Origin of the sequence: Pseudomonas sp. PSE1(2024), from assembly GCF_050990555.1 — a bacterium.
Taxonomy (GTDB): Bacteria; Pseudomonadota; Gammaproteobacteria; order Pseudomonadales; family Pseudomonadaceae; genus Aquipseudomonas; species Aquipseudomonas aphyarum.
Genome location: NZ_CP158967.1, coordinates 672,543 through 689,294, shown reverse-complemented (window position 1 = coordinate 689,294; position 16,752 = coordinate 672,543). Strand labels below are relative to the sequence as shown.

At 61.7% G+C, this 16,752-nt stretch carries 12 protein-coding genes; 3 read left to right on the top strand and 9 right to left on the bottom strand.

Going from position 1 to position 16,752, the window contains the following annotated elements:
* Nucleotides 1-29: 29 nt before the first annotated feature.
* Nucleotides 30-7,079, bottom strand: coding sequence for an NEL-type E3 ubiquitin ligase domain-containing protein (locus ABTV87_RS02965; protein ID WP_433898958.1), 7,050 nt, complete (start codon nt 7,077-7,079; stop codon nt 30-32).
* Nucleotides 7,080-7,257: 178 nt separating this feature from the next.
* Here ABTV87_RS02965 and ABTV87_RS02960 point away from each other — a divergent pair, with 178 nt between their 5' ends.
* Entirely contained in the window at nt 7,258-8,385 is a 1,128-nt protein-coding gene (locus tag ABTV87_RS02960) for a sensor histidine kinase (protein WP_085609218.1), read from the top strand.
* Between the two features lie 4 nt (nt 8,386-8,389).
* Here the strand turns inward: ABTV87_RS02960 and ABTV87_RS02955 are convergent, their stop codons facing one another.
* Together ABTV87_RS02955 and ABTV87_RS02950 are read right to left on the bottom strand one after the other, a co-directional pair.
* Complete coding sequence (locus ABTV87_RS02955; protein ID WP_085609217.1) at nt 8,390-8,695, bottom strand: chaperone modulator CbpM; 306 nt, start codon at nt 8,693-8,695, stop codon at nt 8,390-8,392.
* Between the two features lie 23 nt (nt 8,696-8,718).
* On the bottom strand, nt 8,719-9,672 hold the full coding sequence (locus ABTV87_RS02950; protein ID WP_433898957.1) for a DnaJ C-terminal domain-containing protein: 954 nt from the start codon (nt 9,670-9,672) through the stop codon (nt 8,719-8,721).
* Between the two features lie 293 nt (nt 9,673-9,965).
* On the opposite strand from ABTV87_RS02950, the gene ABTV87_RS02945 reads away from it, so the two are divergent.
* Nucleotides 9,966-11,240, top strand: coding sequence for an Hsp70 family protein (locus ABTV87_RS02945; RefSeq protein ID WP_127796776.1), 1,275 nt, complete (start codon nt 9,966-9,968; stop codon nt 11,238-11,240).
* A gap of 126 nt (nt 11,241-11,366) precedes the next feature.
* Here the strand turns inward: ABTV87_RS02945 and ABTV87_RS02940 are convergent, their stop codons facing one another.
* The 3 genes from ABTV87_RS02940 to ABTV87_RS02930 form a co-directional block, all read right to left on the bottom strand.
* Nucleotides 11,367-12,380: an AI-2E family transporter gene (locus tag ABTV87_RS02940; protein WP_007950612.1), complete on the bottom strand. Its 1,014-nt coding sequence runs from the start codon at nt 12,378-12,380 to the stop codon at nt 11,367-11,369.
* Nucleotides 12,381-12,478: 98 nt separating this feature from the next.
* Nucleotides 12,479-12,784, bottom strand: a complete 306-nt coding sequence (locus tag ABTV87_RS02935) for a PsiF family protein (RefSeq protein ID WP_064379136.1) — start codon at nt 12,782-12,784, stop codon at nt 12,479-12,481.
* Between the two features lie 63 nt (nt 12,785-12,847).
* Nucleotides 12,848-13,642, bottom strand: a complete 795-nt coding sequence (locus ABTV87_RS02930; RefSeq protein ID WP_375745170.1) for an AraC family transcriptional regulator — start codon at nt 13,640-13,642, stop codon at nt 12,848-12,850.
* A gap of 98 nt (nt 13,643-13,740) precedes the next feature.
* Between ABTV87_RS02930 and ABTV87_RS02925 the strand changes: the two genes are divergently transcribed.
* Nucleotides 13,741-14,628, top strand: a complete 888-nt coding sequence (locus ABTV87_RS02925) for a DMT family transporter (protein WP_085609214.1) — start codon at nt 13,741-13,743, stop codon at nt 14,626-14,628.
* Nucleotides 14,629-14,724: 96 nt separating this feature from the next.
* Here ABTV87_RS02925 and ABTV87_RS02920 read toward each other — a convergent pair whose 3' ends face one another.
* From ABTV87_RS02920 to ABTV87_RS02910, 3 genes are all read right to left on the bottom strand, one after another.
* Entirely contained in the window at nt 14,725-15,615 is an 891-nt protein-coding gene (locus ABTV87_RS02920; RefSeq protein ID WP_433898956.1) for an alpha/beta fold hydrolase, read from the bottom strand.
* Between the two features lie 91 nt (nt 15,616-15,706).
* Nucleotides 15,707-16,012: a DMT family transporter gene (locus tag ABTV87_RS02915; protein ID WP_007950617.1), complete on the bottom strand. Its 306-nt coding sequence runs from the start codon at nt 16,010-16,012 to the stop codon at nt 15,707-15,709.
* Nucleotides 16,013-16,651 (bottom strand): FMN-dependent NADH-azoreductase, encoded by a 639-nt coding sequence (locus tag ABTV87_RS02910; protein ID WP_433898955.1) that lies wholly within the window; start codon nt 16,649-16,651, stop codon nt 16,013-16,015.
* Nucleotides 16,652-16,752 lie beyond the last annotated feature (101 nt).

The following is a 16,752-nucleotide window of genomic DNA, read 5'->3' as shown; positions in this document are numbered from 1 at the left end:
GGCTTTCGATGACCGGGACTGCCGACACTTCAGCGGGTTGAAGTGTCCATCGAATAACGTGAAGAGCCAGGCTGCTCCTCGTCGAGAGTGACCGTCAGCGGTTCGCCTGTTTCCAGGTGCGACAGGGCAATCAGTTGCTGGTTGCGCTCGATACCGCGCTCGATCTCGAGCATCTGTACCGCCTCCTGGTACGCCGTGCTGGTCACGTCTTCATATTCGTCCTCGAGTCGTTGCAGCTTTTCATCCGCGCTGCGCTTGAGTGCGCCGAGTTCGTCCGGGTACTTCTCGGTCAGGTACTGCACCCAGTATTCGCGACTGATCAGCTCTTCATAGAACTGCTCGCTTTTTTCCGCCGTCACGACGGCGTCACGCGCCGTCGCCAGCTCCTCGCCCCTGATGGGTCGGGCAAATCGCATGTGCCTTGGCTGCCCGGGCAGTTGCAGGCCGTCCTCCCAACCTGAAGTCAGACCGATTCGATATTGCAATCGAACTTCCGCAGGATCGGCATGACGTCCCATGTTGCGGGCAGCAAGTTTTTCCACCTCGCCCAGGCGGAACAGCTGCCGCGACAATTCGAGCAGGGCGCGCCCCTTCGCCAAGAGGCCGGGTTGCAAATGTCGCAAGGCGTTGTACTCGAACACCTTGACCTCGATTTCACTGAACGCCAGGGTGCGGCCATCGACGCATGTCGTGTGCGTGGTCGCCATGGAAAACAGTGTGTCGCGCAGCTCCTGACTGCCATCGGCCGCTTCGACGATTTCCCAGATGCGTCGTGTCAGATCGGCGCGAAACACCCGGAACTCCTCCGTATGCGGCATCTGCGAAAGCAGATGGAAGAAGGCGGCGTTGTCGGGCTCGGCGGCCAACCGCTGCCACATCGCCCAACAGCGAGCGGCATCCTCATGAGGAATGTTTTCAATCCAGGGTGTGGCCTGGAGTTCAAGAACGCTTTCAGCAAGTGTCGGAACCACTTCATCCGGTTCTGCATCACTTTCGAAGCCCGCGCCATCACCGTCACTTTCGGTCGTACTGTCCATGTCATCGATCATCCGGTCGATGTCGGCATACGTCAGGCCCAGCACGTCGCCACGCCCATGGGTATCGGCGTAATCACGCAGCTGGATCAGACTTTGTTGCGACATTTCGTAGTTCTCCGACAGATTGCTGCCGGCTAGCAAACCGGCATGGTCGCTGTCGTACAACTCGACGGGAATCGACGAGATTTCGTTGTTGCTCAGATCGATCGCTCGTAAACGGGGAGCTTGCAGCACCCCTTCCGGCCATGCCGTGAGCAGGTTGTCACGCAGGTTCAGCCGCTCCAGCCGCTCCAGTCGGGCGACGCTGAACGTGCGCAGGCCGTTGTGGCTCAGGTCCAGCCGCCGCAGCTGCGGCAGGCCCGCCAGCGTTTGATCCAGCGCTGCGGAATCCACAAGCCCGGTGAATGACAGCTCCAGTCGCTCAATTTGCAGCATGTGCCCCACTGGCTCGGGAATTGCCAGCAAGTGATTGCCGCCGATGTTGAGCCTTCGCACCTGCGTGAACGCCCTGAGAAAGTCATTGGAACCCTCGGTAGTGAGCTTCACTCCCGAGAGGTTCAAGGTGCGCACCGCCGCGAACGTTTCTTCCAGTGCGGGCAGGTTGCCCACCTGCAGGCCGTCGAGATTCAGCTCTCGGTCAAACACGCCATTCCAGTCGACCGTGCCCTCACGCCAGCATTCGATGATCCGCTGTGCGGCGAGCTGACGAGTGCGCGATGACACGACCCAATCCATGCCCCGGGTTTCATGGGTGAACAACCAATCGTTCAGGCGTCGCGTCAGCGACTCGAACGTCTGCTCCCAAGCGTCGATTCGTGCACCGATCTCAACTTCGGTCAGCCCCGCGCCTTGCAGCCGTTCAATCGCCAGCTGCGCCTGAGCGCTGTCGTACTGCGAGCGCAGGCGCTGGATACGTGCAACCCACCCGGCCGGACCTTCGCCTGCCGACAGCGGCGGCAGCGGCAACAAACGTCGAGCGATCACCGAGCCACTTTCGACAGGCGGCGTGCGATGGCGCGGTTCTTCCAGCGCAAAGCGCTGCAACGATCCTGGCAGCAGGCCTCTGGCCTGTTCGATGCGCTGACGTGCGATGACCAGCAACAGGTTGGCCTGCTCGGTCAGCGGTGTTCCGACCAGGCTGGTATCGAGCAACAACGCGTCACGCGCCAGCAACGCCTCCGGCAGCGAGGTCAACTGACTGTTGCTGAGATCCAGCCAGGTCAGCTCCGGCAGAAGCTCTGCCCCCACCGGCCATTCGCGCAGGGCCGTCGCGCTGAGATCCAGCGCCATCAGGCGATTCATCCCGCGCACGTCGATACTGCTCAGCGGATTGTCGTGCAGGTTCAGGGTTTCGAGTGCCGGCAGGGTATCTGCATCCAACGGCAATTCACTCAAGCCACAATGGCTCAGATCGAGGGTATCGATCCCGCGAAAGGTGCTGATGAAACCACGCAACTGCTCGACCGGTGCCTGCAATCCGGCCAGATGCAGACTTCTGACGTGGGTGAATCCTTCTGCCGAAAGCGTCGGCAGACTGTCCACCGGCGAGCCGAGAATATCCAGCACCGACGCATCGTTGGGCAAGCTGACGTACAGGTTGAAAAATATACTTTCGGTCCGCGCGCCATAACGCTGGAACAATCCGCTGCGCCAACTGGCCTTCAGTGCATCGGCGACCGCCAACCGCGCGGTCCCGCCATTTTGAAGCGTCGGTTCGGCGCCGACCCACCCGTCCAGACGGTTGAGTTCACTGAACTGTTCACTCAAGGTTTCGATCGCCGCAAAGCGGCTGCCGACGTCAGCCCATTGCGCCTTGAACCCCGTACTCAAGACATCGAACAGGCTCGGCTCCATGCCGACAAAACGCTTGAGTTCGCCGCGGCAATAGTCCGCGACCATTTCGTCCAGATCGAGCAGATGCCGGGGCTGGTTGCGGACAAATTCGTAGATCGGTTTGAACACCCGACGCGGGAACCTCGACCAGTCCAATGACAGGCCGGACAACAGCCGCTGATGGCCCTCATAGATTTCCATCGGCAGGGTGTTGATTGCCGTTGATCGCAGGTTCAGGCGCTCCAGCCGTGGCAAATCCAGAACACCGTGTGGCCATTGGTGCATTTGCGGACTGCCGATTTCCAGCCTGCGCAGTTGGCGCAGGCCGCCGACCTCGAGCGTCATGGGCACCACCGGGTTCATGCCGCTGGCGGTACAGTGCAGCTCCAGTTCTTCCAGTCGGGTCAACTCCCGAAGACGCGTCGCCACCTGGCCGGTAATCGGTGTCGAGAGCTTCAGACGGGTCATGTGACGCAGGGTTTTCAAGGTCGCGAGCACTTTGTCGAATTCCGCAACGCGCGCGGTCAGTGCCAGTTTCTCGACATTGGGAAACGCCGCAAGCGTGTCGCCCACGACCGGAACGCGCAACGTCAGTTCGCGAACATGGGAGAAGTCCGCCGCCAATGACGGCAGCGGCGCGTCACTGATCAGCGTCAGGCGGGCCGCTCGCGGATCGTGTTCAGCCAACGGTGCATTGCGCCAACAGTCCTTGATGTTTTGCACCACGCTGACGAACTCGTCACGGGCACTGCGCAGGCGCAGGTTCTGCGACATCATCCACTGATCGAGTGTTGTTTCCAGTTCCCGCCACTCGCTCAACCGGTTATTGAGCAGATGAAAGATCTGTTGGTCGGTCTTGCCCAGCCGCCATTGCTCGAGAATGAAGCCGCGAGCCTGAACATCGGTCAGCCCCGGGTAGACGCTCTGGACATGACCGGTCAACGCCGGGTTCGGCCCCGGTCCATCGCCGCTGGCGGGATAACCGAGCAGTTTGGGGGCAATGCGTTGCGGCGGTTTGAACCATGGTTTTTCTGCCGCGCCCGCACGCAGAATCCGGGCCGACTGACTGCGCTCGGCAAGCGCTCGCTCAATGATCGCGTTTTGCAACTCGATGCTCTGCCCGACACTCGGAAAACCCAACGCATGACGTGCAGGATCGGGCAAGGCATGCATCAACGAGCTGAAAAAGTTATCACCCGTGTGGGGAATGCTATTGAGCGGCTCACCACGCTCATTGTCCGCTTGAAAGGCATCTCCATGCTTGACCAGGTACTTGTGCGCAGAGGCCGTTTCGCTGCCGATGGCATCCAGCATCGGCCCGCTGATGCTGCCCTCGCGGATTTCCAGACGCACGTCATCGGACCAGCCCGGCAGCCGCCGCAATGTGTGCAACGCCAGATGGCGACTGTCGGGCGAGGCCATGGTTTCACTGCGCAACCCGGCCAGAGCCCGGGTCAGGCGTCCCTGCTGGCGATACCAGCGACCGAGTTCCTGCAAATGCGACGGGACCTTCGCGGCGCTGTCCAGTCGCGCCAGCTCTTCGGCATCGGCCTGTCCCAATGCTGCCGTTGCCTCTCGCCCGGTCAACCCGGGGACGACTCGTTGCAGCTTCGCCGCCCGAGGGTCGACTGGATCGTTTGCCTTGAGAAGACTGTCGAACAACGCGGGCTGGTGCGCGCTGGCGTAGTCGGCAATCTGTCTGGAGAACTCCTGTGCCCTCGATGCGCGAACCCGTGCAGGCTCGCCACCCAGCAGACGCACCGTCTCTGCCTCATCCAGTGCCGCGAGTATCCGGGCCGGTAGCTCACCGTTCAGCACCTCGGCCCGGCTGATGCGAATCGGCGCCTTGCCGCCGCGTTTCGTCCCGTAACCGATTGCCCGCCCCGAGAAGTCCGGGCTGTCGAAGATCTGCAGCCTGCGCCCGAACGGCCAGCGCGGCATGTCGGGAAGCAGCGGCAACAGATGCATGAATCGACTGTCGACTGCCTGAGTGCCGGCTGCCTGTTCGACGATCAGTCCGGCATCGCGCTCGGCGTTGAACAGTTGCATGGCATCCGCCAGTTCCGGTGGCGGCAAGGCGTTGTCCAGGTGCATCTTGCGCAAGGCGTTGTCGCTGACATCGGCGACATCGGCCATCGTCAATAATTGCTCGTCAGAGAACGGGGCAGTGCGGTGGCCGATACGCCGCAACAGCGTCAACCGGTCCCAGACCTGCGGGCGTTCCAGGGTATATCGCCATGCGCCGGCGCCGTTGTGCGTCAAGGGTGGCTGATAGGCCTGCGGATCGCTCGGATGCTGGATGCGCCAGGCTTTGAGCGACTCGTCGTAAGTCTGCTGATAAGTCTTGCCATCGAGGCGTATGCAGTTTTTTTCTCCCGACTTGTACTGCCCCAACGCATTCGGTACAGCATTCTCGTCCAGTGTGACCGGACTTTCGTAGCCACTCAGATCAGGCTTCCACAAGCGAGTCGTGCCGTCCGGCATTTCCACCGGGTGCAGGTGCTCGATGACCGGTGTCGATCGGGCGGCGGTCAGCCGGGCGAGCCCTTTGCCGGCGCCCGCCATCAAGGCAATCAACGCCAGATTCTGCGCGACATCGATCAGATGCGCCTTGGCGGCCTTGCGATCACCCTCGCTCCACTCGATGGCGCCTTCAAGGGTTTCTTCGAGCAGTTGCCCGGCCATCACCACCATCATCACTTCGCCCAATACCGGCACGAACATCGAGACGCCCATCAGCACCAGCATGCCGATGTTCAACAATGTGGCGAGCTTCTCCGAGCGCACTTTGGCGTCGACATCCGCCGTGGGCACGGCATGGCTACGGGCATCGGCGATCAAACGGTCACGATGCTGCTCGAACTGGTAATTCCACAGGTCGATGTTGTCCGACCAGATCCCGCCGCCCTTGCGCGACAGGTCAACCGGGTTCAGATACGGATCTGCGTTGGGCACCTGTTCGACCGGCGGCGCAGGCGGTAACTCGTGAATGCCGATCAGTGCCGCGTTGATCGGATTGAGTGCCTTGAAAAACTCATTGAGCAGCGGCTCGTAAGGAGCGAGTTTTTGCGAAAACGTGCGGTTCGGCGTGTCGTCGGTGAACTGGCCGAAGTAGCGCGGTCGGTCGGCATACGCGACGAACTGGCTGAAAAACCGCTGGTAGCTATTGGGGTCTGCAGGATGAGCCTGAGTCGCATCGGGAGCGGTGAACCGCTGCTTGAACATCGTCGCGATTTCCCGCCCCTTGTAGCGTTTGAGCGGGTGGTAGGGATCACCCGGGATGTACAGGATCGCGTCGTCGCTGTAGCGATACTTCTCGCAGATCGTGAACATTACACAGCCGGTCATGCGCCGGCCCATCAGGCCCAGATCACGGAACCAGATTTGCCGCTGGCCCTGACGCGGTGCCAGTTCGCCGTTGAGGATCGATCGAATCGAGGCGTAATCCTCACGGCCGATATCACCCTTGACCAACGCCAGTTCTGCAGCTGCATGCAATGCGGTTTTATGGGCGTCGATGAATTTATCGCGCAGCACGTGCTCGGCCACCGCGTCTCTGGGGTGCAGGAAATCCTTGAGGTAAGCCTGGTATTTCTCCCCGATGTCCAGCGAGCGGCACAGGCCGGTGAATTGCTCGACGGTCAGGTGCGTGTTCAACGGCGCAAGCGTGCCGGGTGTCGAGGTTTCACTGCGAAATCCCGATGTTTCATGAAAAGCCCCGTTTTTGCATTCTCGGGCTTCGAAGTTGTGCAGCGCCGCTTGCAGCAAGGGCAGCTTCAGGACTTCGAAGAAATCGATATCGATGGCAAAAATCCCGATCTCCACCGGTTTGTTCAGCACCAGCCAGGTCTTGCTGACGTCCAGCGTCACGTTGAAGCGGTCCTTGAGGGCCTTGGTCAGCAACGGCGCGGCGAAGCTGTCGATGTCCTGAAAGGTCGACATGGCCTTGTCCAGACGGGTCTGGGCGGCGAGGCTGGCGGTCACGGCATCGCCCACCGCCTTGCGTTGATCGCGCGATGCGCGCCTGTACCAGTCAGGTTTGGCGGGATCGACACTGTTCACCCCTTCCCGCTGCCGAGCCGAGGCGTTGATCAGCCAGTCCGGGCTGGCCTTCTGAAGGAAATCGGCGTGCAGACTTTGCGTCGCGCGCGGAACTGGCGGGAGGGGGGCGTCATCGGGTGATGATCGGGTGACAGGGATTCCGGGCATGGTTTCACTCCTTGAAATGGAGCGAAAGCAGACCATGCCAAGCCTCTGTGGCTGCGGTAGATATGTATCGTGGCACCGCGGGTTGTCAGCGAAAATTTCAGATCCGAGCGGCGCTTTCATTCCCGCGCAAAGGGGCTAATATTCGAACGCCCCGCCTTGAATTTCCAGGAACCCGGACATGCGTTTATCCGAATTCATCCGGCAACACGCGGATCACATCGTCGAGGAATGGGAACAGTTCGCCAGGACCATCACTCCGGCGGCCGACACCATGGATCGGGCAGCGTTGCGTGATCATGCCCGGGCGATCCTGCTGGCCGCCGCGCGCGACATGGACACCGCACAGACCGCCAGCGAGCAAATCGCCAAGGCCAAGGGCGAAGGCCCGGAGAAAACCCCAAGCCTGGACGAGGCCGGCGCCAGCCATGGCGAGTTGCGGCATACCGTCGGGTTTGATCTGGTGCAGATGACATCGGAATTCCGCCATCTGCGGGCCTGTGTGATTCGCCTTTGGGTCAACAGTCTGGAATCCCCGGACATGGCGTATTTTCAGGACATGATCCGCTTCAACGAAGCCATCGACGAAGCCCTGGCCGAATCGACGGCCGCCTACGCCGAGCAGGTGAACCGCTCGCGGGACATTTTCCTCGCGATCCTCGGTCACGACCTGCGCGCGCCGCTGCAAGCGGTCAGCATGTCCACCGAATTGCTGATGCGCAAAACAGCGCTTGAAGGCGATGCGCTGACCTGTGCGCTGAACATCAAGCAAGGCGCGCGGCACATGGCGGCGATGGTCAGCGACCTGCTGGAACTGGTGCGCAGCCGCCTGGGCAGAAGCCTGCCGATCGAACCGGCACCGATGGACCTGGCCGACGCGGCGCGAGCAGCCATCGCCGAAGCCTGCGCCGGCAATCCGGAATGTGATCCAACACTGAAAACCGAGGGCGACACCCGCGGCGTCTGGGATGCCGGACGGATCGATCAATTGCTGCAAAATCTGATCGGCAATGCCTTGCAGCATGGTTCAGACCCGCGGGAAGTTCTGGTGACGCTGCGGGGCGATTCGGGAAGCGTTCACCTGAGCGTGCAAAACTACGGCAACCCCATCCCCGAAGAGGCCATCGGCACGATTTTCGATCCATTGGTGCGCAGTGCCGACGAAGAACTCGGCCAACCGTCGACCAGCCTCGGTCTGGGCCTGTTCATCGTCAAGGAAGTGGTGACCGCCCACGGCGGGGCGATCGAAGTCAGTTCAAGCGAAGCCGACGGAACGCTGTTCAGCGTGACGCTGCCCAGACAGGTTTGAAGCGCTACTCGACCACCAGCCGCGCCAGACGCTGACGGAGCATGCGGTTCTCGGCCCGCAGCTCCTGCACTTCTTCCAGCAGGTCCAGCGCCAGGGCGACGCCTTCCCATTCCAGGTCAAGGTCGCGCCGCAGCTTGGCGGCGCGTTTGGCCAGGGCCAGTTCGTAGTCGGTGAAGCGCCACTCCCTGGGCTGCGTGCCCTGAGGTTCGAGGATGCCGTGTTCGACGATTTCGATCACGTAGACGTCCGACAGGTCGGCCGCCTCACAGAATTCTGCCATGTCCAGTTGAACGATCAGGGGGCTGCTCATGATGGGCTACTCCGTCGTCAGTATCAGAAGTTCTCTCGCGGATTGAAGGCGGCCTTCTTCGCCAGCTCCTGCCACAGCGCCTTGACGTCATCGCCGTTGGCTTTCGGCATCACGGCCTTCAGCTGGACGAACAGATAACCGCGCTCGCCGGCCTTATTCTGCAGGCCGTGGCCCTTGGCACGCATGCGCTGACCGTTCTGGCTGCCGGCCGGGACCTTGAGGTTGATCTTGCCGGTCAGGGTCGGCACGGCCACTTCGGCGCCCAGCGCCAGCTCCCAGGGAGCAAGCGGCAAGGTAATGATCAGGTTTTCGCCTTCGACGTCGAATTTCGGGTGCGGCGCGAAACGGATGGTCAGGTACAGATCGCCATTGGCGCCGCCACCGATGCCCGGTGCACCCTGGCCCTTGAGGCGAATACGCTCGCCGTCGGTCACGCCCGCCGGGATCTTCACGTTCAGGCTCTTGCTGGTGTTGCTGACGTGCTGGCCGGAACCGTTGTATTGCGGCACCTGGAAGCTGATCTTTTTCGACTCGTTCGAAAGCGTCTCTTCCAGAAAGATCGGCAGTTCCAGTTCCACGTCTTGCCCTCGCCGTCCGGCGCTGCGGGATTGCCGGCCAGCGCCGCCACCGAAACCGGGGCCGCGATTGCCGAAGATCGAACTGAAGAAGTCCGAGAAGTCACCGGTGTCCTGACCGCCACTGTTGCCAAAGCCGCCACGGCTCTGCCAGCCCGGCGGGCCCTGGAACGGCTGACCGTGCTGGCCGTAACGGCGCAGGTCATCGTATTCAGCGCGTTTGTCGGCACTTTTCAGCGCTTCATAGGCTTCCGAGGCGTCCTTGAACTTGGCCTCGGCGTCCTTTTCCTTGCTGACATCGGGGTGGTATTTGCGCGCCAGCTTGCGATAGGCAGCCTTGATTGCCTTGTCGTCAGCCGTCGGCTCCACGCCGAGTATCTTGTAATAGTCTTTGAAGTCCATCGAAGGAATCACCATCCGTTATCGATTTCGCGCCGATGCCAGCATGCGCCGATTCGCGCAAGGCTGGTTGACCGATCTCAAGGTTGTGACCGGGTGGCGCAGCAGAAGTTTATCGGCAGTGGACGGCGGTTCTTGCGACCGCCGGTATGTCTGCCGGCCCATGCCAGCAAGTTTGGGGCAAAGCGGCGAGTTTCAAGCAAGCTTAGACGTGAAATAGCAGATGACCGGCCTTCGAATCTGTCGCGCACTGACATACACTGCGCGGCCGTTTTTTTGACCGGAACCGAAAGACCATGAAAGACGCCTCTCCAGCCCGTGCCTGCGGCATCGACTTCGGCACGTCCAACTCCACCGTCGGCTGGCTGCGCCCCGGCGTGGAAACGATGATCGCGCTGGAAGACGACAAGATCACCCTGCCGTCGGTGGTCTTCTTCAACATCGAGGAGCGCCGCCCGGTTTACGGCCGTCTGGCGCTGCACGAGTACCTGGAAGGCTACGAAGGCCGGCTGATGCGCTCGCTCAAGAGCCTGCTCGGTTCCAAGCTGATCAAACACGACACCAGCGTCCTCGGCACCGCGATGCCGTTCAAGGACTTGCTCGGGCTGTTCATCGGCCAGCTCAAGAGCCGCGCCGAAGCGGCCGCCGGTCGTGAGTTCGAGCAGGTGGTGCTGGGCCGTCCGGTGTTCTTCGTCGACGACGATCCGCTGGCCGACCAGGAAGCCGAAGACACCCTGGTGGAAGTGGCGCGCAAGCTCGGCTTCAAGGACGTTTCGTTCCAGTACGAGCCGATTGCCGCGGCCTTCGACTACGAGTCGACCATCGAAAAGGAAGAGCTGGTACTGATCGTCGACATCGGCGGTGGTACGTCGGACTTCTCGCTGGTGCGCCTGTCGCCCGAGCGTCGCGGTGTGGATAACCGTCACGATGACATTCTCGCCACCGGCGGCGTGCACATCGGCGGGACCGACTTCGACAAACAGCTGAGCCTGCAAGGCCTGATGCCACTGTTCGGCTACGGCAGCCGCATGAAGAGCGGTGCATTCATGCCGACCAGCCACCACATGAACCTGGCGACCTGGCACACCATCAACTCGGTGTACTCGCAGAAATCGACCCTGGCTCTGGGCAGCATGCGCTACGACATCGAGGACACCGGCGGCATCGACCGTCTGTTCAAGCTGATCGAACAGCGCGCCGGGCACTGGTTGGCGATGGAAGTGGAAGAAACCAAGATCCAGCTGACCCACAACGACAGCCGTCATGTGCCGCTGGACCGCATCGAGTCGGGCCTGAGCGTGGAACTGACCCGGGCGTTGTTCGAATCGGCCATCGAGTCGCAACTCGAGCGCGTGCGCGGCAGCGTCACCCAGTTGCTGGCGGACGCCAATGTGGCGGTGGGTCAGGTTGATACGGTGTTCTTCACCGGTGGCTCGAGCGGTATTCCGGCACTGCGCAACAGCGTCTCGGCGATGCTGCCGAACGCGCGGCATGTTGAAGGGAATATCTTTGGCAGTATCGGTAGCGGTCTGGCGATCGAGGCCATGAAACGCTATGGCTCGGTGAACTGACACCGCACGAAGATCGTTCCCACGCTCTGCGTGGGAATGCAGCCCGGGACGCTCTGCGTCCCAAAGCGGACGCAGAGCGTCCATTGAGGCATTCCCACGCAGAGCGTGGGAACGATCAAGCCTGGATCAAACCATCCCGCCCAGCTTCAACTCACTCTTCAAATACGCGTAATAGATCGGCCCCGCCACCACCCCCGGCAGGCCGAACGCGGCCTCGAACACCAGCATTGCCAGCAGCAACTCCCAGGACTTGGCACTGATCTGCCCGCCGACGATGCGCGCGTTGAGAAAGTATTCCAGCTTGTGGATAAAGATCAGATAACCCAGCGCCGCAATCGCCACCCAGATCGACAGCGACAGACCGACGATGGTAATCAGCGTGTTCGACATCAGGTTGCCGATCACCGGCAGCAGACCGAGCAGGAAGGTCAGCACGATCAGGGTCTTGGTCAGCGGCAGCTTGATCCCGAACATCGGCAGGATCACCGCCAGGAAAATCCCGGTGAAGAAGGTGTTGAGCAGGGAAATCTTGATCTGCGCGAACACGATGTTGCGAAACGCCTGAACCAGCAGGTGTAGACGGTCGAACAGTGCGGCCGCCAACGGCTTGCGCTTGGTGACGTCCGGCACGCGCTGCAAGGCGATGATCGCGCCCAGCACCATGCCGATCAGCAGCGTCACGAACATGTGCGCCGCGTCCTTGCCCACCAGTTGCAGGTCGGACAGGTGTTTGCTCGCCCATTCACCGATGGCCACACGGAACTCGGCGGCACTGGCCGGCAGGTAGCTGTCGAGAAACGGCGGCAGTTGCCCGCGCGCGCGGTCGACCACGCCCATGAATTTATCGAGGGAAGCCCCGGGGTTTTCCGCCTCGTGCAGCAGGAAACTGATGGCCCCGGCAAAGATCAGCGCCAGCACACTCACCACCAGCGTGCCGAGCAGCGCCACCGCCAGCCAGCGCGCGCGCCGGCCTTCGATCAGACGTTGCAGTTGCGGGGTGAGCATGTTGACCAGTTCGAACACCAGCAAGCCGGCCAGCAGACTGGGCAGCAAACGCAATGGCAACACCAGCAACAGACCGCCGAAAATGATGATGCAACTGACCCAGAACACTACATGACGCTCAGAAAACGTTGGCATACAGCCTCAAAACGAACGGCGTAAAAGGATTGGCAGTCTGCCAGCGATCCGGCGCCGAAGCGAGCGGATGCCCTGCCGCTCGCTGCGATCTGTCGATCTTATTTTTTCTTCAGGCAATCACTCATGAACGTCTTGCGCGCATCACCGGTCAGCGCCTTGGTCTTGGCATCGGCATTACAGGTTTTCATCTTTTCCTGCTGCGGGGTCAGGGCCTTGGCGTCGTTGGCCGCCGGAGCTGCCTTGAGGCAGGTGCTCATGAAGGCTTTGCGCTCGTCGCCCTTGAGGCTCTTGGCCGTGGCGTCGGCATTGCAGGTGGTCATCTTGTTCTGTTGCGCCGTGGCGGCGAAACCCTGGGAGCACAGCAGCAGACCGATCATCAACAAAGGGACACGCAGCATCTTCATGGAGTTTTCTCCTTGGCGCCGCCTCGATGGAGGCGGCCTCCGGCTGAGTGTAGTCAAAGCTTGTTACACCTTCCTGCCATCAAGGTGGCTGCGCCGGTATTGCTCGGGGGTACATCCGGCCTGCCGGGCAAACATGGCGATGAAGGCCGAACCGCTGCTGTAACCGAGGTCGAAAGCGATTTCCTGCACGCTGCGCGCCGACTCCAGCGCCTCGATGGCCGCGAGATAACGCAGCCGCTGGCGCCACTCGCCAAAACTCATCCCCAACTCCCGCACGAATTGCCGGGCCAGGGTGCGCTCGCTGACATGCACCTGCGCCGCCCAATGCGCCAGCGGCTGGTTGTTGCCGGGCTCGGCCTGCAGGGTTTCGAGGATGGTCAGCAATCCGGGGCTGCTGGCGTAGGGCAGATAGCATTGGTGAACCGGCGCCTGGCGCAATTGATCCACCAGCACCTGGGCCAGACGCTGGTCGGCTTCGAACGCGGGGATCTTCACATCACGAGCGGCGAAGTCCTTGAGAATCGCCTTGAGAATGTCGCTGATCGCCAGGGTGCAGGCCTGCGCCGGCAAATCGGAACAGACATCCGGCGCCAGGCACACCGCCCGATAGTTGACCGGTTGATGGCTGTAGAAACTGTGCTCCACCTGCGGCGGCACCCACACCGCGTACTGCGGCGGCGACATGAAACGGCTGCCGTCGACATCCATGTGCAACACGCCGTGGGCCGCGTATTCCAGCGTGCCCCACGGATGGCGGTGCGGTGCGGCGTATTCATGGGCGTTGAAGTCGGCATAGCGGAAATACACCGCCGACGGCAGTTCGCTGAAGTCCAGCAGATCGATATGTTTACTGTTCATGCTGTCCGGAATCAGGGGCGGGTTGTCCGGTTCGCAGTATAGGCCTGCATCCAGACAGGGGATAATCACCGTTCATCAACGTACTGGTTTCTCCTCCCATGCAATACGCGTTTCCCCTGCTGGCGATTTTCATCTGGGCCGGCAACACCGTGATCAACAAGCTGGCCGTTGGCGCGATCTTCCCCGCCGAGATCGGCTTCTACCGCTGGCTGCTCGCCGGCCTGCTGTTCACACCGTTCATGCTCAGGAAGGTAATCGCGCACTGGCCGCAGATCCGCCCGAACCTGGGCAAGATTTTCATCCTTGGCGTGCTGGGCATGGCGGTCTATCAGAGCCTGGCGTACTTCGCCGCGACCATGACCAGCGCCACCAACATGGGCATCATCCTGTCGCTGATGCCGTTGATGTCGCTGGCCATGGCGATCATCAGCCTCGGCCAGCGCCTGACCGCCGGTGCGCTGGTCGGTGCGGTGCTGTCATTCGCCGGTGTGCTGGTGGTGGTGTCGTCCGGCAGCCTCGGCGCACTGCTGCAACACGGGGTGAACCTGGGTGACGCGATGATGCTGGTCGCCACCCTCGCCTACGCGATCTACAGCACCCTGCTGAAAAAATGGCAACTGCGCCTGCCGCCGCTGGTGTTGCTGTATTTGCAGGTGCTGGTGGCGGTAGTGGTGCTGTTTCCGCTGTACGTCATGTCGCCGAAAACCGGCCTGACCCTGCAGAACATTCCGCTGGTGCTGTACGCGTGCCTGCTGGCCTCGATGCTCGCGCCGCTGGCCTGGATGCAGGCCGTACAGCGCCTGGGCCCGAGCCGGACCACGCTGTTCTTCAACCTGCTGCCGTTGATCACGGCGCTGATTGCAGCGGTGGTGTTGAAGGAACAACTGGCGATGTATCACCTGGTCGGTGGCTTGCTGACGCTGGGCGGGGTGATTCTTTCCGAGCGCTGGACGACGGTGCTCGGCCGCAAACTCAGCGTCGCCTGATCTGGCCTCTTCGCGAGCAAGCCCGCTCCCACATTTGGAATGCGTTCCCCTGTGGGAGCGGGCTTGCTCGCGAAGAACGATGACGCGGTCTGACTGCTAGACCCCGGCGGCTTTCAACCGCGCGGCATGCTCGACGAACAGCCGCACCGGGTCCGCGCCTTTGCCGACCAGTCCCAGCGACTGGTTGACGATGTCGAAGTGATCCATCGGGTAGTCATCGCCGATGACCGTGCCCAGGTGCGAGCTGTAGCGTCCGACCATGCCATCGCACTGCCCCGGCTCGCGCACGAAGGTTTTGGCGAACAACCGGCAACTGCGGTTGGTGCCGTCAAACAGGTTGCCACCGCGATCGGTCTTGCCCGGTTGCAAGGTGCCGGACCACGAGTAATAACGCACGCCGTTGACCTCTTCCGGCCCCTGCCCGCCCCAGGTTTCTGGCAGGCCCTGTGGATAACGCTGGTTGAACAGCGCCACGCCTTCAGTGGTCAGGGAATGGTGCGAGGCGTGGATATCCACCGGCAGTTTCGGCCCGTGATAACCGGTTTCCAGCAGCGCCATCAGCCAGCCGACAAAGCGTAACAGCGCTTCCAGAATGCGGCCCTTGGCGCTGTCCGCCGGATAGTGTTTCGCCAGATAGTCGGCCAGTTCCGAACCGTGATTGGGCCCGGCCACCGATGTGACTGAAGCCACCAGATCCGGTCGCTTGGCCGCCGCGTAACGCGCCGTCAGCGAACCCTGGCTATGGCCAAACAGATTGACCTTGGCCGCACCGGTCTCGCGCAGGATTTCATCGATCAGCGCCAGCAACTGCTCGCCACGCACTTCGGTGGAATTGAGCGGCGACACCTGCACCGCAATCACCGTCGCACCGCCCCGGCGCAACGCTTTGATGATCCCGTACCAGTACGGGTACAGCACCAGACGGATGAAACCGAGCATTCCCGGCACCAGCACCAGTGGATAACGTGTGGCCGAATCTTGCGACATGGGCAAACATCCTTGTGGTCGGTGAGTGGATGCAGGGCCTGCAAAACGCCCGCCAAGCATCCTCCTCGATGATGACAACTCCACGACCAGCCTACTTCAGCCCCACCACCCCCGCCACAATCAGCCCCACCGACAACAACTTCACCAGCGTCAGGCTCTCGCCCAGCAGCGCGAAACCGAGAAACACCGTGCCGAGCGAGCCGATGGCGGTCCAGATCGGATAAGCGATGCTCACCGGCAACTCGCGCATCGCCAAGGTCAGGAAATAGATCCCGCCCACCGCCGCAACCACGGTGATCAGCGACGGCCACAGCCGGGTGAAACCCTCGGCGTACTTCATGCCCATGGCGAAGGTGACCTCGAACCCGGCCGCGATCAGCAGAAACAGCCAGGCCACCTAGAACGCCCGGGCCAGGTCGAGCAAGCGCTGCTCGGCCTCGGCCACCGACACCGCGAAGGTGCGCTCGGCGGACTCCTCGCCCTCGGCCGCGACCACCGTGACGTCGTTGATGCCGATGAAGCCAAGCGCGGTGCGCAACCAAGGATCGGCGTGGTTAAGCGCCTCCAGCTCACCGCCCGGGCCGAAACCGAAACCGCCGCGACTGGTGACGATCAGCGCCTTTTTGCCGTGCAGCAGCGGCGTGTATTGGGCGATGCCATTGTCCAGCGTATGGTCGAACGTCAGACCCAACCGCACGATCTGATCGACCCAGGCCTTCAGGCCGCTGGGCACGTTGAAGTTGTACATCGGCGTGGAAATCAGCAGCAGGTCGTGATCGAACAACTCGCCCACCATCTGATCGCTGAGCGCCAGATCGGCCTGCATCGTCAGCGGCCGAGCCTCGGGTTCCGGGTAAAACGCCGCTGCGACAAACGCTTCATTCACCGCCGGAATCAACGCACGCCCAACCTCGCGGCGAGTGACCTGCGCCTGTGGATGACGGACTTGCCAGGCGCTGAGAAAACTTTCCGCCAGACGACGCGAATGGGAGCGTTCACCGCGTGGGCTGGCATGGATCGCAAGAATCTTGCTCATCTGAATCTCCTTGGGACTAGACTTGAGTGACTGTGTGGCGCCAGATTGCTGCCATTCAGTCGTCGCCTCAAATGAGCAAAAATCATTCGGGATGAATTGAT